This is a genomic window from Achromobacter ruhlandii (assembly GCF_002082135.1).
Taxonomy (GTDB): domain Bacteria; phylum Pseudomonadota; class Gammaproteobacteria; order Burkholderiales; family Burkholderiaceae_B; genus Achromobacter; species Achromobacter ruhlandii.
Window position 1 is genome coordinate 1,429,698 of sequence record NZ_CP017433.1, and the last position, 20,787, is coordinate 1,450,484.

The following is a 20,787-nucleotide window of genomic DNA, read 5'->3' on the forward strand; positions in this document are numbered from 1 at the left end:
CGCCCATGTCCCTGCCCGCAGAAGGCAACCAGCTCGTCAACGTCGTCGTTCTGCTGGGGGCGGCGGTCATCGCGGTGCCCCTGTTCAAGCGCCTGGGACTCGGCTCCGTCCTCGGCTACCTGGCCGCCGGCCTGGCCATCGGTCCGTTCGGCATCGGCTGGTTCTCCGATCCCCGCTCCATCCTGCACGTGGCCGAACTGGGCGTGGTGATGTTCCTCTTCATCATCGGCCTGGAGATGCAGCCGTCGCGGCTGTGGAAGCTGCGCGGCGAAATCTTCGGCCTGGGCGTGGCCCAGGTGGTGGCCTGCGGCGCATTGCTGACCGCGGTCGGCCTGGCCGCCGGCCTGTCGGGCCCGGCGGCCTTCATGGCGGCGATGGGCTTCGTGCTGTCGTCCACCGCCATCGTCATGCAGATCCTGGCCGAGCGCGACGAGACCGCCAGCGCCCAGGGCCAGCGCATCGTTTCCATCCTGTTGCTCGAAGACCTGGCCATCGTGCCGCTGCTGGCCCTGGTGGCGCTGCTGGCGCCGGCCGGCACCGGCGAGCATGGCGATCCGTGGCTGCAGGCGGGCATTGCCATCGGCTGCGTGCTGGCGCTGCTGGCGGCCGGCCGCTGGCTGCTCAATCCCTTATTCCGCCTGCTGGCCGCGGCGCACGCGCGCGAAGTCATGACGGCCGCCGCACTGCTGGTGGTGCTGGGCGCGGCGCTGCTGATGGAGCTGGGCGGCCTGTCCATGGCCATGGGCGCGTTCCTGGCGGGCGTGCTGTTGTCCGAGTCCACCTTCCGCCACCAGCTGGAAGCCGAGATCGAGCCGTTCCGCGGCATTCTGCTGGGCCTGTTCTTCCTCGGCGTCGGTATGTCACTGGACCTGGCCGCCGTGGCGCGCGAATGGCAACTGATCCTGGCGGGCGTGGTCGTGTTCATGCTGGTCAAGTCCATCGGCGTCTACCTGGTCGCGCGCCTGCTGCGCGCCAGCCATGCCGAAGCGTTGACCCGCGCCGCGCTGCTGGCGCAGGGCGGCGAATTCGCCTTCGTGCTGTATGGCGCGGCCGCCGCCGCCGGCATTTTCGACGCGCACCTGGCCGCGGTGCTGATCGCGGTTGTCATCATTTCCATGGCGTTCACGCCGCTGTGCGTGCTGGCGCTGCGCTGGCTGCTGCCCAAACCCGTGCCGTCGATGGAGGGGGTGGACGTGGCGCAGGACCTGGAAGGCTGCGCCCTGATCGTCGGCTTTGGCCGTTTCGGCCAGATCGTGACCCAGGCAATGCTGGCGCGCGACATGAAGGTATCGATCCTGGATACCGACACCGACGCCATCCGCGCGGCGGCCAAATGGGGCGTCAAGGTGTATTACGGGGACGGTACGCGCATCGACATGCTGCGCACCGCCGGCGCCGAAACCGCCAAGGCCATCCTCATCTGTATCGACAATCCGCAGTCGGTCGACCACATGGTCAAGCTGATCAAGGCCGAATTTCCGCTGGTGCAATTGGTGGTGCGCGCCTACGACCGTATCCATTCGCTGGCCCTGGCCAAGGAAGGGGTCGACTATCAGGTGCGTGAAACCTTTGAATCGGCCCTGGTCTTCGGCGAAGCCGCGCTGCGCGCCGTCGGCGTGCCGCCGGACGAGGCCGCCGAAGTCGTGGCCGACGTGCGCAGGCGCGACAGCGACCGCTTCGACCTGGAGGTGGCCGGCGGGCTGTTCGCCGGACGGTCGCTGCTGTACGGCAACATGACCGGCCCGGCCGATGGGAGGAATGACCAACCGGACCGCGAAACGGTGGCGCCGGCGGGTCACGCCGACCCTGGCGCGCCGGCATGACCGGCGTGTGACAGGCCGATCGATTTACGTATTACAGCCTCTTTGCATTACTTTACGCATCATTTCACGCGCAAGCCCGGGCGGCTGAGGTAGATTTATCTCCAACCGCGCTTCACTTCCGAAGCGTCTCTGCCAGGAGGCTGCCATGCTGCAATCGGATCGGATTTCCACGACCCCGCACGCTGTCGGGTTTGAGCTGGCAAGGCGCCAGGCGTTGACCCTGCGTTGCGGCTTTTCCGCCAGCGCCATGCGCCAGCTGGTCCAGGCGGCGGGCAGCGCCGGTCAGGCCTGGGCCATCAATGCCCACCGCGAAACCGACAAGGTCCGCAGCGCCAAGGCCTTTCCCTTCCGCATCGCCGCCACGGCGACCTGACGCCGGTCCGGGCGCGTGGCCGTGGGGGGCGCGCGCCCGGCTACCGGTCAGAGTTGGGCCATCGCCGCCCGGCTCTTGCCGGCCGACTTGGCCAGGTACAGCGCCCGGTCGGCCGCGTGCAGCACCGCCGCGGTGTCGGCGCCGTGCCGCGGAATCAGCGCGATACCGATGCTGCCACCGATGTAGATCGGCATTTCCTGTTGAAGATCATAGGGTTGCCGGACCCTGTCGATGATGCGCTCGGCAAACCGACGGATGTCCTCCGCGCTGTCCAGCCGCATCAGCAACACGAATTCATCGCCGCCGATGCGCCCCGCCTCGGCATCGGATGGCTTGAGCGCTAGCAGCCGCTCCGAAACCTGCCTGAGCAGCGCGTCGCCGGTGCCGTGGCCATACGTGTCGTTGACCGACTTGAAGCCGTCCAGGTCCAGGTACAGCACCGCGAACTCGGCCTTGCCCTGGCCCGCGCGGCCCACGGCCAGATCCAGCGCCCGCAGCAGTCCATATCGGTTCAGCAAACCGGTCAGTGAATCCTGCCGCGCCTGGCGCTCGTTTTCGCGCTCGGCCAGCATGGTCGACACCAGCATGGCGTTCAGGCGATACGAAGCCATCGACATCGTCGCCATATAGAGCGGCACCTGCACCAGCACCAGCCAGAAAATGGGTTCCCGGGTAAACAGGGCGGCCAGCGCGCACGGCCCCACGCTTAGCGCAACCATCGTGGCAGACAAGCGTGGCGCGCCGAAATTGCGCACGCAGATCCCGCCGACCATCGATGCGGCGGACAGGCAGGCCAGCGTCGCCGCGATCCAGTCGCCGCTGATGAGGCTGATGAAGGTGCCGTAGCCGACGCTGCCGGCCCAGAGCAGCGCCAGCACGACGTACAGATCGGTCGGTGTCGGTCGGCCGGCCAGCGCCGAGCGGTGGGCGGACACCAGTACCGCGATGCGCGAGGCGCAGATCATCAATTCCAACGCCAGCCATATCAGGAACGGCGGGTCGGGACGGCGCAGCGTGATCAACGCGGCCACCAGCAGCGTATTGATGATGCCGCCAAAGAAAATCGGCAGCGAACCGAACAGCCCGCGGACCAGCGCGACCCGGATATCGGGCGGCACATTGCGTCCCGGATCGATCAGCCACCGCGTGAACCGCAGGGTGGGCACGCTGTAAATCCTGTCCGTGTTATTCATAGATTTGTTAAATGGGATAGGAAAACGTCACGCCGACGCGCCATGGTAGCGCCGCATCCGCGTGCTTGCCTGCGCGGGTAGGCTTGCGGCATTATGGCCCGTAAAAAATGCACGACACCCCACCGCGATAGCGAAGGAGCGCCGTCTTGAAGTCCCACGGGTTATTACACCGCAGTCTGTATGCCCTGGCGGGGCTGATCGCCATCGGTATCTGCGCCGCCGCCGTCGCGTTGCTGTGGATGGACAGGCGCATCACCTGGAACCTGGCATACGTGGCCGCCAGCAACCTGGCGGAAGTTCTCTCGGCCGATATCGGCCGTACCATCCGCGTCTACGACCTGTCGCTGCAGGGCGTCATCGAGCGACTGCACGAGCCCGACATCGAAAGCCTGCCCCGCGCCACCCTGCAGCGCTTCCTGTTCGACCGCGCCGCCAGCGCCGAGTATCTGGGCACCATCCTCATCCTGGACAAGGATGGCAATATCCGCTATGACTCGCAGAGCCTGCTGCCGTCGAACGTGAATTTCGCCGATCGTGATTTCTTCCAGATCCATCGCGACAATGCCGATGTCGGCATGTACATCAGCCGCCCCTATCTCAGCCGCCTGCGCGGCGGCGATGAAAGCATCGGCATCAGCCGCCGGATCTCCAATCCGGATGGCAGTTTCGCGGGCGTGGTCTCCGGCTCGTTGCGCCTGGCGTATTTTCGCGAGCGCTTCGCCAGCCTGTCGATCGGCCCCCGCGACGCCATCACCATCTACCGTAACGATGGCGTGGTGATTGCGCGGACGCCTTATTCATCGCGGGATCTCGGCTCGGACATTGGCCAGGCGCTCGATTTCCAGCAGTTCGTGGCGCGGCGGGAGGGCGTGTTCGTCGGCGTGCTGGCGCCCGACGGTGTCAACCGCCTCTACACATTTGACAGCGTGCCTGGCGCGCCCTTGATCATCGATGTGGCGATGGCGGTCGACGAGGTGCTCGAGCCCTGGGTGCGTCGCGCAATGCTGATCATCCCCGTCACGCTCGCGCTGTTCGCCTCGGTGATGGCGCAGATCGTCCTATACCGGCGCGAGACCCGCTTGCGGCGGGAGGTCGAGAGCCAACTCGAGAAAGAGGCCCAGACCGACGGCCTGACCGGTATCGCCAATCGCCGCACGTTCGACGAAGCCCTGGCGCGCGAATGGGCCAGCGCCGCGCGCGAACGCCAGCCGCTGTCGTTGCTGTTTCTCGACGCCGACCGCTTCAAGCTCTACAACGATCGCTATGGGCACCAGGAAGGCGACCAGTTGCTCAAGATGCTGGCGCTGACGGTGCGCGGCAAGGCGCGACGCCCGCGTGACCTGCCGGCGCGTTATGGCGGCGAGGAGTTTGTCGCGCTGCTGCCCGATACCCCGAAGGAGCGAGCGCTGGAAGTCGCCGAACGCATCCGCGAGGCCGTGGTTGGCCTGCGCGCGCAGCATGAGGACAACGAGGGCGGCATCGTGACGGTCAGCATTGGCGTGGCCACGGTGATACCCGGACCGGACGACGATGTCGCCACCCTGGTCGAGGCGGCTGATGCCGCGGTCTATCGGGCCAAGGAGATGGGGCGGAACCGGGTGGTGATGGCGGACGACCCCGCCGCTGCCGGCTGACCCCCGTGCTGGCAAAAAAAAGGACGGCCGCGTCGGGCCGTCCTGTCGTCGATCAACGACGGGGGATCAGCGTCCGCCCAGCATCACCGCCTGCAGGCGGGTCTGCGCCTGCTGCACCTTCTGCGCCTGCGCGCTCAGCTCCTGCAGCAGCTTGTTCAGCTCGGCCAGCACGGTCGGATCCTGCACGCGCGGGGCCGGGCCCGACAGGTCGATCTGGGTCTTGTGGGCTTCCACGTACTCCGCAACCTTCAGGCTGCTGTCCAGCGTGCCGCTGATTTGCGGCAGCACTTCGCGGAACGTGTTGGCCGGCACGGTCACGGTCTTGTCATAGGCCTTGTCGTACACCGCCTTCAGGTCGTCGGGCTGCTTGAGCTGCGCATGCGCGGCGTCGGCCTTGCCCTGTTCCTTGGTCAGGGCCTCGCCCATGTCCTTGAGCGCGGTCTGCACCGTCTTGATGTCGTCGCGGCGAGCAATCACATCGTTCAGCGAACGCACGGCGCCTTTCTGCATCAGGCTGCCCATCGGCTTGACCGAAGCATCCATGCCGGCATTGAAATCGGTGATAACCGCATACTGGGCAGCGTAGTCGCCGAACGACTTCTTTTCTTCGTCCGTCAGCTGCGGCACGCGCACGCCGGGCTTGTCGACGATGCGGGTCTGCAGGAACTGCATGAACGCGGCGCGTTGCTCGGGTTCTTTGTTGCCGCAGGCGGCCAGCACCAGCGGCAGGGCCAGGGCCAGCAGCAGGAATGGACGGAACAGGGTTTTCATTACGTGATTCTCCGGAAAACATGGGAAATGGCGCAGCCCTCTGACTTCTGGGGCCAGCCAGCCGGTGGCGAGCTTATCGGGTCATCGTCGCCGTCGCCATCGGTTTCAAACTTCATTTCAATCGAAGTGTCGCGATACAAAATTCACACACATTGACGTGAAAGTTTGCGCCGCAACTGATAACGGTGATGATCCAAAGGGGGGCGCCAACGGCAGGAAAGCCGCGATGGCGGCTTTCCTGTATCACGCATCATGCGGAACCTGCCGCGCAGCGGCAAGGCAGCGAGCATCAAACTAGGATGATGTCGTATTGCTCGGGTGTGTTCGGCCAGATATAGGACTGGTGCGGGTTTTCGGGGCTTTCTTGTTGCGGTAATTGCCCCTGGCTACCCATTTAGCTACCCATCGTCGGGGTGCTGGGCTCGTCGACCTCTTCGGTGACCGGCTGTGACATGCGCGCCAGCATAGCATTCACCGACGCGGCGGTGATGCCCACCGATCTGGTGCTGCCGATCGGCGCCTTGACCAATTCGCCGCGCGCGCACAGCCGGTAGATGGTCGCCGTCGACAGGCCAAGGGCCTTCCACCGTGGATACGCCAGCGGGAGCAGGGCGGCAGGCCTTCACGTATTCCTCGATCCCCGGAATGTCCTGGAAGGCGAACACGAAGCCGCGACCCTCGCAGCACTCGCATTCCTCCTTGAACTCCTGCACGTCGGTCTTGCGCTCGGCTACCTGGTGCTTGACGTAGACGTGGCCGGAGCCGTCGCATTCGTGGCAGGTCAATTCCCAGTCACGGGCGGGCCGCCGCTTCTCCACCGTGGATACGCCAGGGGCGGCGGCCTCATAGGTCGCGGCGAATATGTCGGGCTTGCAGGGGTAGCGCTCGCCCTGGACGCCGGTGACGATCCAGTCTCCAGGACACACGATGTGGCCGCCTTCCTTCGTGTCGATCCAACCGTGCACGTGCATGGTGTTACCGCAGTGCTGGCAGGGCCGCTCGCCGGAATCGTCCGGATGGCGGTAGTAGCGCACGATGTCTCCTTCCCAGCCATTGGCCCGGCGCTCTTCAGGCGAGAACCGGCGGAGTGCGCCATTTTCCAGTCCATCGTGCGTCTTGCTGTAGTCCAGGGGGTGATCGCCATTCTTGAACCATTGGCTTGCCTGAACAACGACAGGCTTCTTGCGGAATTGCTGGGCCGCCACCTTCGGCAGTTCAATCGGCTCCAGCGCGCCCGGATGGCATTGGCTCAGGCCGTGGTCAACGTCGTAGGAATTCGTCATGGTCAGGCTCCAGTGGCGCGCGCGGCGCCGGCTTCGAGTTCGGCCTTGATCTGGGTCTGGCGGATCAGATCCTCGGCGTATTCCTCGTACCTCTTCTTCAGGCTTTCATAGGTGGTGGTGGCGTAGTCGAAGCCGTCGCTCGTCTTCGCTTCGCGGCGCAGGTCCAGCAGGTAGCCGGCGTCATGGCGGATGGACTTGGGATAGCGCGAGCGGCTTTTGCGGTCAGGCTCGCTCCAACTGCTGGGCATGCCAATCTCGGCCATCATGGCCGTGACGCGGTCGTGAATTGCCTTGTTGATGTCGATCCGGGGGATGTTCAGCTCATGCGCGGCGAGGTCCTTCTGGCGTGCCTCTTCCAGTTTGGCCAGGGCGTGCGCCGCGACTCGTTCGGGAGTCGGCGTGCTCCACCGGCTGTCCATGTAGCTCGCGTAGCTGGCCGGGCTGGACTGGCAACTGCCCACGTAGCCAACTTTCTCCAGTTCCTGGATCTTGAGGGGTTCGGTCATGGTCTTCTCGGTATATGGAGGCCGGGCACCGGCGGCGGTCGGATGGGGGAGGGAGTCCCGCCGCCGGGCCGGCCATTGATCAGTCTTCGTTGCCACCCAGGCCCAGCGAGCCCTGCTTCTCGGCCGCCGGCGTGATGCTGATGGTGATTTCGTTGCCCAGCACCTCGTAGAGCTTCTTGACCTGCTCGCCGCTCGGGTGGCACTTCACGCGGAAGGTGGTGACCACGCTGCCGCCTTCCATCATTTCCACCGCGAAGCCGTCCACGTCGGCCGTGTCCAGCTCGATGTCGGAATCGCCGCCCAGGCCGAAGTCGATCAGCACCTTGGCGCCGACCAGCTCGTGCTTGAGGCGGATCTTTTCGATGAGGTCGCCGAACACGCGCACGGTGGGCTCGGGCATGACGCCGTCGACGCTGCCCTGGGCGGGGTTCTCCTCGGCCTTGTAGAGGGCATGGCGCAGGCGCGGGTGGAACTCGGACAGCACGCCGTTGCCAGCGGTGAACTGGATCTTCAGGTCAGCGGCGCCCGCCGGCTCTTCGCCGTGGCGCTCGGTGCGCACGTTGATGTGCGCCAGGGTTGCGGTTTGCTCGGTAATCGAGAACATGGGGCAGGGCTCCAGGGTGCTACGTTGGGGAAAGGGTCAGGCGGCCAGCTGAAAGACATGTTCGGCGGCATCGGGCCCGCGATCCGCGCGGTGGTGGGCTATGTGGCCGGGCTGCTCACGCCCATCACGCTAGTCACTGCGGGCGTGGTAGCCATGGCGTTTGCGTTCGAGAAGGGCGCAAACGAGGTGCGAGCGTTCCAGAATGCCATCACGATGACCGGCGGCGCCGCTGGCGTGACGGCCAATGAGCTGGGCGCCATGGCCAAGCGCATCGGCGACGTGCGCGGCACGACCGCCGCCGCGGCCGAGGCGCTAACCAAGCTGGTGGACACGGGCAAGCTGGGCGCCGACTCGATCGAGGGCCTGGGCCGGGCTGCCATCCTGACGCAGGCAGCCACCGGGCGCAGCGTCGACGACATGGTCAAGGACTATGAGCGCATCGCCGACGCGCCCACAGAGGCCATTACCAAGCTCAACGAGCGTTACCACTTCCTGACGCTGGCGGTCTACGAGCAGATCGCGGCGTTGGAGAAGGAGGGCCGCCAGCAGGACGCCGCGCGCCTGGCGCTGACGACGTACTCGCAGGCGATGGAGGAGCGCTCGCAGCAGGTCGTCCAGAACGTCGGCTACATCGAGAAGGCGTGGAACGGCGCCAAGAACGTGGCAAAAGAGGCCTGGGACGCGATGCTGGGCATCGGCCGCGACCTTACGCCCCAGGATCGTATCGGCCAGATCCAGAAGGAACTGGACCAGATCGGTACGTCGTTCTTCCACCAGGACCGTGCCAATGCGCTGCGCGCCCAGCTGAATGGCCTGCAGGAGCTGGTCAAGTGGCAGAACGCCGCCGCCAAGGCACAAGCCGATGAAGCCGGCGCGGTGGCGCGCGGTATCCAGGCGCGCCGCGACCTGGACAGCTACATGGACTCGCGCAAGGGAACGTCCCTGACCGCGTCCCTGGAGGCGGAGAACAAGGCGTTCAAGAAGGCAACGTCGGAGTTTTCGCAGGACAGCCAGGAGTATCAGGACGCCCTGAAGGCGCACACCGACCGTGTGGCGCAGATCCAGAAGCAGTTCGCGGGCCCGAAGGGCGGCGGAACGGTTGCCGCCGGCGTGCGCGAGCTGGAGCAGGCGCGCCAGCAGGAGGCGGTGCTGCGCGCCCAGCTGGAAAGCGCGGTGAAGATCACCACGGCGCGCCAGGAGCTGGTCAAGTTCGAGCAGCGCATCGCCGACCTGAAGGCCAAGGACCAACTCACGGCCGACGAAAAAAGCGTCCTGGCCAACGAGACGGCCACCACCGCTCGCCTGGGCCGCGGGACGCTGGACGCGCTGAACGCCGGCGGCCCTCTGCCGATGTCGGATTCCGGCGGCGGTAGTGCCACGCCGGTCACTACTGGCACGGCCGCGCAGGGCGGCGAGGCGCCCAAAGTCCAGATCAACCTCATCAATCAGAGCGGCGAACAGATGGAAGCGCAGCAGGGCGGCTCCCGGTGGGACGCCGGGCTTTCTACATGGATTTGCGACGTGGTCCTGGCCCGGGCGCGCAAGGATCGCGGCTTCCGTCGCCAACTGCAGGAGCCTGCATAAATGGCAACTTTTCCTTCCTACGCTCGAATCATCGACGCGGGCTATTCGAAGAAGTCCGACTACGGCGTGCTGCGCACCGACATGGACGGCGGCATCGCCAAGCAGCGCCCACGCTGGACTACGCCCATTATCACCAGGGCGGTCACCATCCTGGTGCAGAGCGTAGATGACCGCGACGCCTTCGACGCCTGGATGGCGGACGAGATCGGCGGTGGCGCTGGCTGGTTCGACTGGACGGACGAGAGCGGCGTGGTCAAGAAGGCGCGTCTCGTGGCCGGAGACGTGTCCTGGACTACGCCCGGTGTCGTCTGGACCGGCTCGGCAAAGCTGGAAACGGTGGGCTGACATGACCAGATCATTGTCGAGCGCCGCTGCGCGCAACGTCCTGGCCACGTCTGCCGAAGAGCCGCTGCTGGCCGCTATCGAGATCACGCACCCCGAGCTGGAGGTGCCGGCGCGCTTCGTGAACGACACGCAGGACATCACCATCGAGGGCAATACGTTCTTCGCGTGTCGCTTCGATCTCACGCTGCCGGACGACCAGGACGAGCAGGTGCCAGAAGCTCGTCTCGAGGTCGACAACATCGGCCGCGACTTGACGCAATGGCTCGAACAGAGCCAGGGGGGCAAGGGAGCCAAGTGCCGAATCCTCATGATCCTTCGGTCCAACCCTGGCAATTTGGAATTCGATATGACTCTGGACCTGACCGGCTTGGAAATCACCAATTTCCGTGTGTCAGGAAATCTAGGATTCAAGAACACACTTATGCAGTCGGCGGTGGCTGTTCGCTATGACCCCACGACTTCGCCCGGAATATTCTGATATGCATTGGTCCGACAAGTACGTGAACCAGCCCTACGTGCCAGAGACGGGCGACTGCGCCGCGTTCGCCGAGAGAGTGGCCCGGGAACACCTCGGCATCGCGGTCGGTCTTCCTGATGGCCATGCGACGGCGTTGCGTGCGCAGGCCGCTCAGATCCGCGCTCACCGGGGGGACTTCGCCGAAGAGGTACCCGAACCCATCGAGGGCCATCCGGTACTGCTGCGCTCGCGCGGCGACCTCTTCCATATCGGCGTGATGTGCCGATTGGCAAATGAGTGGTGGGTGCTGCACGCCGACAAGGGCTTCGGCGCGGTGATCCGTCAGCCCCTGCGGCGCATGCTGATGGTCGACTATAAGCTGGAGGGGTTCTACCAATGGAAGGCGTGAAGAAGCGGTCTGTGGGCCCTGTTGCGGCCCCTTCCATGGTGGTCTATCCGAAGCCCCTGGGCGGCGAGCGCAGTGAGCATTTCGAATGCTTCGCGCCTGGTGAGACTCTGGGCGCCTACGTCCGGCGTGTAGGCATCACGGTTCCGTCGCGCGTGCTGCGCGTCGAGCATAATGGCCGCGAGGTTCCGCTGGCGCTGTGGCAGCGCCTGATTCCCCGGCATGGCGACATGGTCGTCATCAGCGCGCGTGGGCTGGGTGGTGGCGGCGGGAACAAGGTGCTGCGCACGGTGGCGCTTATCGCTGTCGTAGTTGTGTCGATCGTCGCGCCGTACTTGGCGCCTGCTGCGTGGGGTGTGGGTGCGGGAACCGCTGGTGGTGCATTGCTGTCTGCTGGCATCATGATTGGCGGTTCGTTGCTGGTCAACGCTCTGCTCCCGATGCCCACGCCCACCGCGGCAAAGCTTGGCACCGGCCAGAAGTACGAGAGCAGCCCCACATACTCCATCCAAGGAGGACGGAATCGTGCGCGGCCTTGGGAACCGATGACCCTGGTATTTGGCCGGCATAAGGTCGTTCCCGACCTTGGCGCCACCCCATGGACGAATCAGGTTGGAGACGACCAATATCTGAACCAAGTGTTCAATTTCGGCCTCCAGGGCATGGAGCTCAATCTCACCGACTTCAAGATCGGCAGCTCGCCGTTGGAGTCGTACGCCGGCGTGCAGCTGCAACGGTCTGCACCAGACGGCGCCCTGACCATGTTCGCGGGAAACGTGGATACCCTCCAAGGGTTTGCGCTCAGTTCAAATGATGGATGGATCTCCAGGACGACCCCACCCGGGGTAGGAACCCTATCGGTCGAGATTGCATCGCGACTGTTTCGAGTCCAAGACGACGGGAGCTTGGATAGCCGCGTGGTGGATTTCCGCATTCAGTATCGCGAAGTGGGGGCACCAAATTGGATAGAGTTGGGATACATCGGCGCAACTTACGCAACTCACTATTGGTCAGGACGATTGCTTCCTGGAGGGGCCACCCAAGTTCGAATGGGTTCGACAAACCGCTCTGATCATGCGGATGGTGAGCTTTGGTATGAAACCGACCCAACTACAGGAGAGGATTATCGCGGACAGTGGAAGTGGGTTCCTCATCCGTACCAACTCGGGCAGCCTTGGGAAGGAATCGCGCCGGATCCAATTCTCACTCCAGGTGCGCCCGGGTTTCGCATGTGGGGGAATAGGCAAGAGCCGACCCGCGCTCAGATCAATTGGAATGTCACGGATGGTCAGTACGAAATTCGTGTCATGAAGGTGACGCCCGACGTAAGCGATAGCCGCGAATCTAACGAAACGGCAGTGAGCCAAATCCTCGTCCATCAAATTGATCGCGGCGATTATAGAGGCCAGGCGAGAGTGGCCCTAAGAATCAAGGCAACCGGGCAGCTGAACGGCAGCGTTGATGAGTTCAATGCTATTGCTAGCGCTGTTTGCCCCGTATGGAACGGCATTTCCTGGGCTACTCAGGAGACTTCCAATCCTGCATGGTGGTTTCTTTGGTTCGCGCGCGGCAGGCGTGACCAGGGGGGGCAGCGCTTGTTTGGTGGGGGTCTGACGGATGCGCAGATTGACATCGAGTCGATCAAGGCCTGGGCGGTGTGGTGTACTGCCAAGTCGCTAACATTCGATTATGTCCTCGATCAAAAGATGAGCACAGCGGCGGTGCTGCAGATGATCGCGCGCGCAGGTCGCGCATCCATGACTTACCAGACCGGGAAGCTTGGCGTTGTTTGGGACGCCGAAGGTATCCCGGTGACAGCCATGTTCGGGCCGTTCAACGTCAAGGCCGGATCCTTCAAAGTGGCATACCTGAACGAAGGCTCGGTCGATGAGATCGTCGGCAACTTCGTGAATGCGGAGAAGGGGTGGATCCTCGACGAAGTGCGGGCCAAGGTGCCGGGTGCGCTGGCGACCAACAACCCTCTGCAGTTGGATCTCGATGGCTGCGTTCATCAGGACATGGCCGGCCGCGAGGCGAACCTACTTGCGGCGTCTCAGGTTTGGAAGCGGCGACGAGTGGAGTGGGAAACAGATATCGAGGGCCTTGTGGCAACGCGCGGCGACGTCGTGTCGTTCTCCCACGACCTAACGGTGTGGGGATACAGCGGCCGCCTTATGCCTGGCAGCGGCGGGACGCTCATGCGATTGCAGAATCGAGTCCCCAGCGGCGGTATCGGGATCGTCCTTCTGCGTGACCCTGACGGCAACATGAAGACGGTATCGGTGGTATCTGCCACGGGTGAAGTCGATGAGCTGACGATTACGACCGATCTCGACGGGTTCCCGATGCCCGGCGACGCCGGCTATGAAGATTGCTCGCCGCTGGATTGGGCTTGGCAGTTCGACCCAATTTCCACACCTGGTCGACGGTTCAAGATAACCAGCGTAATGCCGGCGGGTGACGGGCTAAGATTCGAAGCGGTGGACGACGACCCCGAGTATTACCTATGCGAGAGCAATCCTTATCTGTACACGCCACCGAAAGACGGAACTCTTCTTGCTGGCGTGATCTTCGCAGCCTCCTTTACGGAAGCGATTCGTAGTGTTCAGAACGACGACATATCGGCCCAACTCAGTTGGGTGATATCTACGCCTGGCCGCGTACAGATCAACTATTCGATAAACGCAATTGCACAACAGCCGATTACGACGGAGGAACGCCAAACTACGATTTCAGCAAAGACCGGCGATGTGATTGTTGCCACAATCCGCCCAGTGCGTTCGACCGGCGCTGGGCAGCCGTTTACCTTGACTTATACGGTTCAGGGTCTTTTTTCTCCGTTACCCCCAGTGAATGGCCTGACTGCGGTGTTCCGCGATGGCTTGACCACGCTCATCTGGTCCCCGGTGGTCGATGCTCGCAATCCGGTGTATGAGGTCAGGCTAGGAACGTCATGGTCGAACGCTCGTACTATTGGAGTGACGCGGAACCTAGACATGCTCGCGGTGGGAAACGGCAGCTATTTCGTGGCGGCGCGTTTTCAGTTGAAGGGCACGACTATCTACGGGGCTTCGGACAGCATCCAGATCTCGGGCGCTGTACTGGTTCGCAATGTGCTGATCACTGTGCAGGAAGATCCTGCCTGGACTGGCGCGCTGTCCGGTGGCGCCTTCGTTCATAACAACGAACTGACGCTTGCCGGTACCGGCGACATCCTCGCGGCGCCTGACGTCATCGGTCTTGGGGATGTCCTGTGGTTTGGCGGCGTGCAAAGTGGCGGTGCGTATACGACGGATGTGGCCAACATCATCGATATGGGATATGTGGCACCAGTGCGCGTCGATTTCACGATCGATGAATACGCCCTCAACTTTTCCGAGGACTTTTTGGCCATCGTGGATGTGCTGGTAGAGCCCGACGTGCTTAATGGAACGAATCGGCAGCACTACCAAGTGAGGCCCCAAATCCAAGTTGCTGGTGACGATGGGGTTTACGGGGCATGGCAGGACTATATCCCCGGAACCATAAATGCACGGTTCTTCAATGTGCGATTGGTGCTGGAGACTGATGATCCAACCATTGTTCCTTTTGTCCGCCGCTTTAGTTGGACGGTGGACGTTCCTGACCTTCTTCAGTCCGGGACCGCACTCACGGTGCCGCCAGCTGGCACCAGGGTGATCTTTCCGAAGCAATTTCACATGAAGCCAAATCTGCAGGTCACCATCCTCGATGCGGTGGCTGGAGACCGAGCGGTCGTGCGGCAGGACGTTGATCCTATGCTCGGCTTCGATATTCAAATGTTCAATGGGTCCACGCCCGTTGAGCGTGTAGTTAACTGGCTCGCCCAAGGATATTGACATGCAAGAACCTATTGCAATCTCTGAAATTCCTCCCCTCCCGGGGCTGCAGATGGTACAGCAGGTAAACAGTGCTTTGGCTACCATCGCTTCGGACTTTTCGGGTCCGTCCGATCCCGCGGCGCTGGCCGGCCCTTTTATGACTTGGGCAGATACAGCGACGGGCATGCTGCGTCGGCGAAATGCGGCGGGAACCGCATGGATAGCCGAATCCGCGTTGTTCCATCTGGGCCTAACTATGTATGCGTCTGGAGACATCCCCACTTCAGATCTGGGCGACATCTTTGTTCAAGGGCTAGGCCGCCATTCGTGGATTGGAGCCCGGTATGTGCCGAACAGTCTTCCCACTCGGTACAGGACTGGTGGGACGCTGACATCCGCGTCGACGAGTGTGACGGTAGCCCCTGGGGCTTGGCGAGCCGCGGCTGGGGATTCAGACGTGATTCTCTCTACCTCGATGACAAAGACGCTTCAAACATCGGGGGCATGGGCCGCCGGAACTGGCAACAATGGCTTGTTTTCTGGAGCAGCTGCGACGAGTACGTGGTACCACGTGCATGCAATTCGAAATGATGCCACCGGTGCCGTCGATATTGGCTTCGACGTTTCGCCCATAGCCGCTAACCGACCGTCAGGCTGGACTGCCTATCGACGACTCGGTGCTGTGTTTAATCAATCGTCCGGCGGAATCCGTCCATTCATCCAAACCGATGACGTCTTTCGCTACCTTGTTCCGGTCAATAATCTCAACAATTCCGCGCTCCCGGACACCAGCCTCACCGTGGCCACAGTGAGTGCTCCTCTCGGGGTCCGAACGAGAGCATACCTAGGCTTGACTCTTACCGCCCAGTCCGCAGCCGCGTTCGGCTTTGTCTTCTCGCCAGGCGACACGGACCGCTCTGTACTTGCTTACGCAAACGTGGCGTCGAGTCCTTCTACCGTCGGCACGGGTAGCATTTTTGTGATGACTGATACGAACGCACAAGTTAACTCTCGTGGTGCTGGCTCCATCCCCAGCGGCTTCTATCTGAGCACCAACGGGTACACCGACTTTATCGGAGATTGAGATGCCATACATCGACCCCACTGGCACGAACCCTGGCTGGTCGGATGAGCCGCAGCCTGGGTTCAACCTCACACAATTTGTGGACGAGGCGCCGCCGGTTGGCGCTCAAGTCCCCGCAAGCGTTAGTCGGCGGCAGGGCCGGCTGGCCCTGCTCGAAGTCGGACGTCTCGACGCGGTGGAAGGCGCCATCTCCGCTATCGAAGACCCGACCAAGCGGCGCGCCGCCCAGATTGAATACGAGGCTGACACGTGGGAACGCAGCAACCAGTTCCTCGTTCAGCTCTGGGTAGACCTGGGCGGTACGAGCGCCGGTCTTGACGATCTTTTTGCGCTCGCCGCCACGAAGTAGGCGCTACGCCACAAGAACCATTGCCCGCTTCGGCGGGCTTTTTTTCGTCTATAGGGGACGCGATTGAACATCCAAGACTTCGACGCCTTCGCGGCAAAGTTCGCTGGTGTGCTGGGCGCGGCCGTGTCCATGCGCTACCTGCAGGGATCGTGGCCCGCACGCCTGAGTATGGCCGCCAGCGGCTCGCTGGTGGCCTATTACGCCTCGCCCTACCTGTCGCTGCTGCTGGGCATTCCGGAGGGCCTGGCCGGCTTCCTGACTGGCATGTTCGGCATGGCCATCGTGTCGCGCGCGTGGGAGGCCGTGCAGGCGGCGCCCATCGGCGCGCTGTGGCAGGCAGTGATTGACCGCGTGCGCGGCAAAGGGGTGTGACATGGACAGCACCATCTACTTGACCCTGTGGGCCGTGCTGGCCTTCGTGAGCTGGCTCATAGTCGCCGGCGGTGCGGTGCTGGCCATCTTCTCGCGCGCCATCAAGGACACCACGTTCGAGCGGATCGGCCTGGCCGCCGTCAGCCTGACCGCCACCGGCGCCGCGTGCCGGATCTTCATGGCCGGCTGGGCCAGCGCTGGCGATGCCGCGCTTGCCGCGTCGGCCGCTTTCTACGTTGCCGCCGTGACGGCAAAGCACATCAGGAAACCCACGCTATGACCCTGGATACCATCGTTTCCGGCGCCCTCAATCCGGCGCTGGCGCTGCTGCCGCCCGGCATGGACACGCCTGCCGCGCGCGTCATGCTGCTGGCCATCGGCCTGCAGGAAAGTCGCTTCGTGCACCGGCGCCAGATCGGCGGCCCGGCGCGCGGCTTCTGGCAATTCGAGAAGGGCTCGCGGGCGAGCCGCGGCGGTGTGTGGGGTGTGTTCCTGCACCCGGCCAGCAAGGACCGCCTGGCGGCGCTGTGCAAGGCCCGCAGTGTGGCCTGCGACCCGGACGCGATCTACTCGGCGCTGGAGTACGACGACGTGCTGGCCGCCGGCGTTGCGCGGCTGCTGCTGTGGACTGACCCGAAGGCGCTGCCGGCCGTGGGTGACGCGGACGCGGCCTGGGCGCTGTACCTGCGCACCTGGCGCCCGGGCAAGCCGCACCAGCAGACCTGGCCGGATCTGTACCGCCAGGCCACCGCGCAGGTGCAGTCGTGAACCCGTTCTGGAAGATGGCCGCGCCCTGGATCGGCGGCGCCGCGGTGGTGATGGTGCTGTGCGCGGGCGTGGTGCTGTACGGTGCCCACCGGGAAACCGCCGGCGTCACCAAGGAGCGCGCCCGCGCTGAGGCCGCGCAGCGCGCCATCACCGAAGCCTACCAACTGGAGAAAGATCGTGCTGATGCCCAATACCGTGGTGCCGTCCTGGCGCGCGAGGCTGCGAAAGCTGGCCTGGCTGCTGCCCGTGCTGACCTTGACCGCGTGCTCCGCGCCGCCGGCCGTGATCCCGCGAATCCCCGAGCCGGCCGCCGACCTGATGAAGCCGGCCCCGACTGGATCGGAGGTTTTGCAGCGTGCTACGCGGAATATGGAGACCTGGCTGCCGACGCCGCAGGATGGGCCGACCAGGTGAACGGTCTGCAGGGCTATATACGGGGCCTACGCTACGCCCGGTAAGCCCTGCTTGCGTTTATATCAATGCGCTAGCGATGCCCCCGGCAATGCTGATAACCAGAGGGTGCGTGAGGAATGCCTGCAGGCGTGATTTTGCTTCCGCCTTTTCTTCCGGGGATGAGTTGGAATCGTCGATCTTCTTAATCATCTCGTTGATCGCCACCTGAAAATTCATCAGGTTGTTGTTTCCCACCTGAATGCCAGTCGAATCGTGGATGTTCACTGTGGTCGACGATGCTGCGTTCGGCGATCGCAATGCGGTTGTCTTTTCGATTGTGAGCTGCCAATTTGCAGGGATTCCTCCCATGCCGTTGTAAAACTGGGCGGAAAGAACCAAGTAACTCTCCTCTCGGCCGTTGGGCAGCTTTCGAACTATGTGGTCGCCTTCCTCGACGTCAAAGTCCTTGTTCTTTACGATCAGGCTCTTCGCGGAAAGCGTTCCCCTGTAAGGGCCAGTGCGACTCCCATCGCTTTTTTGCACATATACATCGGCGTTGCTCAAATCCATTTCCGTCTCCATGGCTTGGGACGGACAAATGTGCCATGTGTAGCAAAATAAGTCACGCGCCTACCTCGGCCCCATGCCTTTGCGCAGCTTCCGCGGTTCTTCCAGCAGCTCGGCCGTCATCTGGTCGCGCTCGATCACACAGGGCTCGGCGGCCAAGCCTTCCATCAGGTCGTCGTAGATCTGGCCCATCAGGCTGGGCGGCCGCTTAAGGTCGCCTGATACCTGATGCAGGCGCAGCAGCACCGAGCGCAGCCGCTTGACCTCCCAGAGCAGGGCGATCACATCGGGATTCCAGGGCTGGCGCTCGCGGATGGCGCGCAGCTGTTCGGCGGATAGTGGGTCTTTGAACGGCATGGCGGAAAACACTGGTTGTGCATCCAGTATATTCCGCAATAATCGGGGTCACTTCATAGGGGTTGCCACCAGCCGGTCGGCCGGGAAGGGCACCAGGAAATCCCGTGTCGCATCAGCCGGCGCGGTGAGCCAGTCGCCGTAGGCGCCCTCGGGCAGGATGACGACCATCCGCTTTTCCTTGCCGGCCTGGTGGTAGTCGCGGAACAGTGGATCCTCGTCCGCATTGATCGTCAGCATGGTGTAGCTCTCCTGCAGCTGGCCGGCGGCGTCGCGCCAGCGATCCCACAGGCCGGCGATGCCCAGCGGCGCGCCGTCGGCCCGGGTGAAACGGGTAGCCACCGCGGCTCCCGACCTCCAGTCAGGTTCGAAGATGGCATCGGCCGGGATGATGCAGTGCTGAGCCCGGCGCCAGGCGTTGCCGAAGGTGAAGGACTTGGCCGCCGTCTCGCTGCGCGCGTTGAACGTCGACAGCTTGCCGGCCTTGTCCAGGCCGTCCGCCTTGGTCATGGCGCTGATCAGTCCCCACCGGCCCACGACCGCCTCGAGCTCCGGCACGGCCTCGTCGCCGGCGTCATGCTCGACCGGCCGCCGGATGAAAACGCCTGGGTAGCGCGGCCACATGTCGTACTTGCCGCCGGCCGGCTTGTTGGGCGCGCCGAACTTCTTCAGCAGCAGCTCGGCATCCTTCAGGGTCTGGTAGTGGCTGCACATAGGGGCCTCCCGTGGGAAAGGCCAGTATATGGCGGCTCAAGACGCGGCGCGCAGGGCGGCCAGGGCGTTGCGGGCGGTGCCAGCCGCCTCGACGTCCGCGCCGCGGCACGCCAGCAGGTGGTCGGCCCACATCGCCAGCGCATCGCGCCGCTCTTTCCAGTAGCTGTACTGGTCGTAGATCCCCTCCACGCCCTTGAGCTTGTGGTTCAGGCACATCTCTGAAATGTCGCGGTCGACGCCCAGGGCGCGCATGTGCGATTTCGCGGTCGATCGTAGGTCGTGGGGGGTGAACGGCCGCACGTTGGGCGCGGCATTCTCGAACCAGTAGCCGATGGCGCCCCAGATCGCGTCTTTGTTGACCGGCGCATCACCGCCGCCGTTCCGCAGACGCGCCACCGAGCGCGCCGGCACGATGTAGCGGGAGTCCAGCGCCAGCGCGTCCAGCTCGCGGAACCATTCCACGACGGGCGGCGCCAGGGGGATATCCATGGCTGGCCCGGTCTTGGACGCCGGGATATGCCACAGGCCGGCGCCCAGGCGCTTCACGGTGTGCTGGTCGACGCGGATATGCTCGCGCAGCGCGGTGGTGAATTCGGACACCCGCACGCAGGTGGCCAGGATGATCCAGACGCTGAGCTGGTTCTGCCGGTTCATGCCGGTGGCGCGCATGACTTCGGCCAGCTCGTCGTCGGTCAGCATAAGGCGCACCTTTGCTTTGGGGCGCTTGCCGATCAGGGATTCCAGGCTGATGCCCACGGCTGGGTTGACCTGGATGATGTGCTGGCCCGCGGCGTGCTTGAACATCTCGCGGGTGATGATGTACAGGGCCTCGGTCTCGCGCCAGCCCGCGCCGGTGGCGAATCCGTCCTTCGTCTTGCGGATCAGGTCGATGACGTCGCCTGGCGCGACACCATCGACGGCACGGCCGCGCCAGTCCTTCCCTATCCGGCGCAGCTGGCGCTCGTACAGCTTCTGGCTATTGGGCGCGAGGTGGCGCAGCACCTTGGCGCGGTAGTCGTCGGCCAGCCATTCGATGGTCTTGGCGGCGCGGGCCTTCTGCTTGGCTTCCCGCTTCTCGGCGGCCGGGTCTTTGCCGGCGTCGATCATGGCGCGCAGCCGGCTGGCCTCCTTGCGCGCTTCAGCCAGGGTGATATCCGGGTAGTTGCCGATGGTGGCCTCGGCCCGCCGGCCGGGCATGCGGTAGCGCAGCACCCAGGCCGCGGTGCCCGCCTTGGACAGGGTGAAGGTCAGGCCGCCACCGTCAGACTTGGCCAGCGGCGCGCCGGCGCGGATCCAGCTCTTGATCTGGACGTCGGTCAGCAGGCCCTGCAATACGCGCTTCGTCGCCATGGTTCCCTCGGTTTTGGG

22 protein-coding genes and 1 pseudogene are annotated in these 20,787 nt (G+C 63.9%); 14 read left to right on the top strand and 9 right to left on the bottom strand.

Annotated features, from left to right (window positions below; genetic code table 11):
• The first annotated feature begins 5 nt into the window (after positions 1-5).
• Both AruCF_RS06490 and AruCF_RS06495 read left to right on the top strand, forming a co-directional pair.
• The gene (locus tag AruCF_RS06490; protein ID WP_049072660.1) at positions 6-1,823 is read left to right on the top strand and encodes a monovalent cation:proton antiporter-2 (CPA2) family protein; all 1,818 of its coding nucleotides are present in this window, start codon (positions 6-8) and stop codon (positions 1,821-1,823) included.
• A gap of 145 nt (positions 1,824-1,968) precedes the next feature.
• Complete coding sequence (locus AruCF_RS06495) at positions 1,969-2,196, top strand: hypothetical protein (protein WP_049072661.1); 228 nt, start codon at positions 1,969-1,971, stop codon at positions 2,194-2,196.
• 47 nt (positions 2,197-2,243) lie between these two features.
• Here the strand turns inward: AruCF_RS06495 and AruCF_RS06500 are convergent, their stop codons facing one another.
• Positions 2,244-3,389, bottom strand: coding sequence for a GGDEF domain-containing protein (locus AruCF_RS06500; protein ID WP_049072662.1), 1,146 nt, complete (start codon positions 3,387-3,389; stop codon positions 2,244-2,246).
• Positions 3,390-3,535: 146 nt separating this feature from the next.
• On the opposite strand from AruCF_RS06500, the gene AruCF_RS06505 reads away from it, so the two are divergent.
• Positions 3,536-5,023 (top strand): sensor domain-containing diguanylate cyclase, encoded by a 1,488-nt coding sequence (locus AruCF_RS06505; RefSeq protein WP_049072663.1) that lies wholly within the window; start codon positions 3,536-3,538, stop codon positions 5,021-5,023.
• 66 nt (positions 5,024-5,089) lie between these two features.
• On the opposite strand, the gene AruCF_RS06510 is transcribed toward AruCF_RS06505, so the two are convergent.
• From AruCF_RS06510 to AruCF_RS06525, 4 genes are all read right to left on the bottom strand, one after another.
• Positions 5,090-5,794, bottom strand: a complete 705-nt coding sequence (locus tag AruCF_RS06510; RefSeq protein ID WP_049072664.1) for a DUF3053 domain-containing protein — start codon at positions 5,792-5,794, stop codon at positions 5,090-5,092.
• Positions 5,795-6,192: 398 nt separating this feature from the next.
• A complete protein-coding gene (locus tag AruCF_RS29055) occupies positions 6,193-7,077 on the bottom strand; it encodes a hypothetical protein (RefSeq protein ID WP_157130033.1) in 885 nt (294 codons plus the stop codon).
• Between the two features lie 2 nt (positions 7,078-7,079).
• Entirely contained in the window at positions 7,080-7,583 is a 504-nt protein-coding gene (locus AruCF_RS06520) for a hypothetical protein (protein ID WP_083036577.1), read from the bottom strand.
• Between the two features lie 79 nt (positions 7,584-7,662).
• Positions 7,663-8,187, bottom strand: coding sequence for a hypothetical protein (locus tag AruCF_RS06525; RefSeq protein WP_083036578.1), 525 nt, complete (start codon positions 8,185-8,187; stop codon positions 7,663-7,665).
• 39 nt (positions 8,188-8,226) lie between these two features.
• Here AruCF_RS06525 and AruCF_RS06530 point away from each other — a divergent pair.
• The 11 genes and pseudogenes from AruCF_RS06530 to AruCF_RS06575 all read left to right on the top strand — a co-directional run.
• Positions 8,227-9,498: pseudogene (locus tag AruCF_RS06530) on the top strand (phage tail length tape measure family protein); the annotation flags it as partial.
• A gap of 273 nt (positions 9,499-9,771) precedes the next feature.
• Complete coding sequence (locus AruCF_RS06535; RefSeq protein WP_083036581.1) at positions 9,772-10,116, top strand: hypothetical protein; 345 nt, start codon at positions 9,772-9,774, stop codon at positions 10,114-10,116.
• Between the two features lies 1 nt (position 10,117).
• Positions 10,118-10,594: a DUF1833 family protein gene (locus AruCF_RS06540; RefSeq protein ID WP_083036582.1), complete on the top strand. Its 477-nt coding sequence runs from the start codon at positions 10,118-10,120 to the stop codon at positions 10,592-10,594.
• A gap of 1 nt (position 10,595) precedes the next feature.
• Positions 10,596-10,982 (top strand): hypothetical protein, encoded by a 387-nt coding sequence (locus AruCF_RS06545; RefSeq protein WP_083036584.1) that lies wholly within the window; start codon positions 10,596-10,598, stop codon positions 10,980-10,982.
• Positions 10,970-14,836, top strand: a complete 3,867-nt coding sequence (locus tag AruCF_RS06550; protein WP_254431175.1) for a TipJ family phage tail tip protein — start codon at positions 10,970-10,972, stop codon at positions 14,834-14,836. Before AruCF_RS06545 ends, AruCF_RS06550 begins: the two co-directional genes overlap by 13 nt.
• Before the next feature lie 439 nt (positions 14,837-15,275).
• Positions 15,276-15,902, top strand: a complete 627-nt coding sequence (locus tag AruCF_RS29060; RefSeq protein WP_157130034.1) for a hypothetical protein — start codon at positions 15,276-15,278, stop codon at positions 15,900-15,902.
• Position 15,903: 1 nt separating this feature from the next.
• Positions 15,904-16,251, top strand: a complete 348-nt coding sequence (locus AruCF_RS06555; RefSeq protein ID WP_076412516.1) for a hypothetical protein — start codon at positions 15,904-15,906, stop codon at positions 16,249-16,251.
• Positions 16,252-16,314: 63 nt separating this feature from the next.
• Positions 16,315-16,623 (top strand): hypothetical protein, encoded by a 309-nt coding sequence (locus AruCF_RS06560; protein WP_068953375.1) that lies wholly within the window; start codon positions 16,315-16,317, stop codon positions 16,621-16,623.
• A gap of 1 nt (position 16,624) precedes the next feature.
• Positions 16,625-16,903: a hypothetical protein gene (locus AruCF_RS06565; RefSeq protein ID WP_083036585.1), complete on the top strand. Its 279-nt coding sequence runs from the start codon at positions 16,625-16,627 to the stop codon at positions 16,901-16,903.
• Positions 16,900-17,391, top strand: coding sequence for a hypothetical protein (locus tag AruCF_RS06570; protein ID WP_083036586.1), 492 nt, complete (start codon positions 16,900-16,902; stop codon positions 17,389-17,391). The genes AruCF_RS06565 and AruCF_RS06570 overlap by 4 nt, the downstream gene beginning before the upstream one ends.
• On the top strand, positions 17,388-17,849 hold the full coding sequence (locus AruCF_RS06575; protein WP_235432753.1) for a hypothetical protein: 462 nt from the start codon (positions 17,388-17,390) through the stop codon (positions 17,847-17,849). Before AruCF_RS06570 ends, AruCF_RS06575 begins: the two co-directional genes overlap by 4 nt.
• 13 nt (positions 17,850-17,862) lie before the next feature.
• Here the strand turns inward: AruCF_RS06575 and AruCF_RS06580 are convergent, their stop codons facing one another.
• From AruCF_RS06580 to AruCF_RS06595, 4 genes are read right to left on the bottom strand one after another with little or no spacing between them, the layout of a single operon-like run.
• The gene (locus AruCF_RS06580) at positions 17,863-18,354 is read right to left on the bottom strand and encodes an RIP homotypic interaction motif-containing protein (protein WP_049072665.1); all 492 of its coding nucleotides are present in this window, start codon (positions 18,352-18,354) and stop codon (positions 17,863-17,865) included.
• 60 nt (positions 18,355-18,414) lie between these two features.
• A complete protein-coding gene (locus AruCF_RS06585) occupies positions 18,415-18,708 on the bottom strand; it encodes a hypothetical protein (RefSeq protein WP_049072666.1) in 294 nt (97 codons plus the stop codon).
• Positions 18,709-18,756: 48 nt separating this feature from the next.
• The gene (locus AruCF_RS06590; RefSeq protein WP_049072667.1) at positions 18,757-19,419 is read right to left on the bottom strand and encodes an SOS response-associated peptidase; all 663 of its coding nucleotides are present in this window, start codon (positions 19,417-19,419) and stop codon (positions 18,757-18,759) included.
• Positions 19,420-19,455: 36 nt separating this feature from the next.
• A complete protein-coding gene (locus tag AruCF_RS06595; RefSeq protein WP_049072668.1) occupies positions 19,456-20,769 on the bottom strand; it encodes a tyrosine-type recombinase/integrase in 1,314 nt (437 codons plus the stop codon).
• Positions 20,770-20,787: the final 18 nt, after the last annotated feature.

Coding starts and splice junctions, on each gene's coding strand:
- AruCF_RS06520 (WP_083036577.1), bottom strand. CDS start 7,583: ATGACCGAACCCCTCAAGATCCAGGAACTGGAGAAAGTTGGCTACGTG.
- AruCF_RS06585 (WP_049072666.1), bottom strand. CDS start 18,708: ATGCCGTTCAAAGACCCACTATCCGCCGAACAGCTGCGCGCCATCCGC.
- AruCF_RS06535 (WP_083036581.1), top strand. CDS start 9,772: ATGGCAACTTTTCCTTCCTACGCTCGAATCATCGACGCGGGCTATTCG.
- AruCF_RS06590 (WP_049072667.1), bottom strand. CDS start 19,419: ATGTGCAGCCACTACCAGACCCTGAAGGATGCCGAGCTGCTGCTGAAG.
- AruCF_RS06595 (WP_049072668.1), bottom strand. CDS start 20,769: ATGGCGACGAAGCGCGTATTGCAGGGCCTGCTGACCGACGTCCAGATC.
- AruCF_RS06510 (WP_049072664.1), bottom strand. CDS start 5,794: ATGAAAACCCTGTTCCGTCCATTCCTGCTGCTGGCCCTGGCCCTGCCG.
- AruCF_RS06540 (WP_083036582.1), top strand. CDS start 10,118: ATGACCAGATCATTGTCGAGCGCCGCTGCGCGCAACGTCCTGGCCACG.
- AruCF_RS06500 (WP_049072662.1), bottom strand. CDS start 3,389: ATGAATAACACGGACAGGATTTACAGCGTGCCCACCCTGCGGTTCACG.
- AruCF_RS29055 (WP_157130033.1), bottom strand. CDS start 7,077: ATGACGAATTCCTACGACGTTGACCACGGCCTGAGCCAATGCCATCCG.
- AruCF_RS06565 (WP_083036585.1), top strand. CDS start 16,625: ATGGACAGCACCATCTACTTGACCCTGTGGGCCGTGCTGGCCTTCGTG.
- AruCF_RS06580 (WP_049072665.1), bottom strand. CDS start 18,354: ATGGATTTGAGCAACGCCGATGTATATGTGCAAAAAAGCGATGGGAGT.
- AruCF_RS06570 (WP_083036586.1), top strand. CDS start 16,900: ATGACCCTGGATACCATCGTTTCCGGCGCCCTCAATCCGGCGCTGGCG.
- AruCF_RS06495 (WP_049072661.1), top strand. CDS start 1,969: ATGCTGCAATCGGATCGGATTTCCACGACCCCGCACGCTGTCGGGTTT.
- AruCF_RS06525 (WP_083036578.1), bottom strand. CDS start 8,187: ATGTTCTCGATTACCGAGCAAACCGCAACCCTGGCGCACATCAACGTG.
- AruCF_RS06550 (WP_254431175.1), top strand. CDS start 10,970: ATGGAAGGCGTGAAGAAGCGGTCTGTGGGCCCTGTTGCGGCCCCTTCC.
- AruCF_RS06545 (WP_083036584.1), top strand. CDS start 10,596: ATGCATTGGTCCGACAAGTACGTGAACCAGCCCTACGTGCCAGAGACG.
- AruCF_RS06490 (WP_049072660.1), top strand. CDS start 6: ATGTCCCTGCCCGCAGAAGGCAACCAGCTCGTCAACGTCGTCGTTCTG.
- AruCF_RS06555 (WP_076412516.1), top strand. CDS start 15,904: ATGCCATACATCGACCCCACTGGCACGAACCCTGGCTGGTCGGATGAG.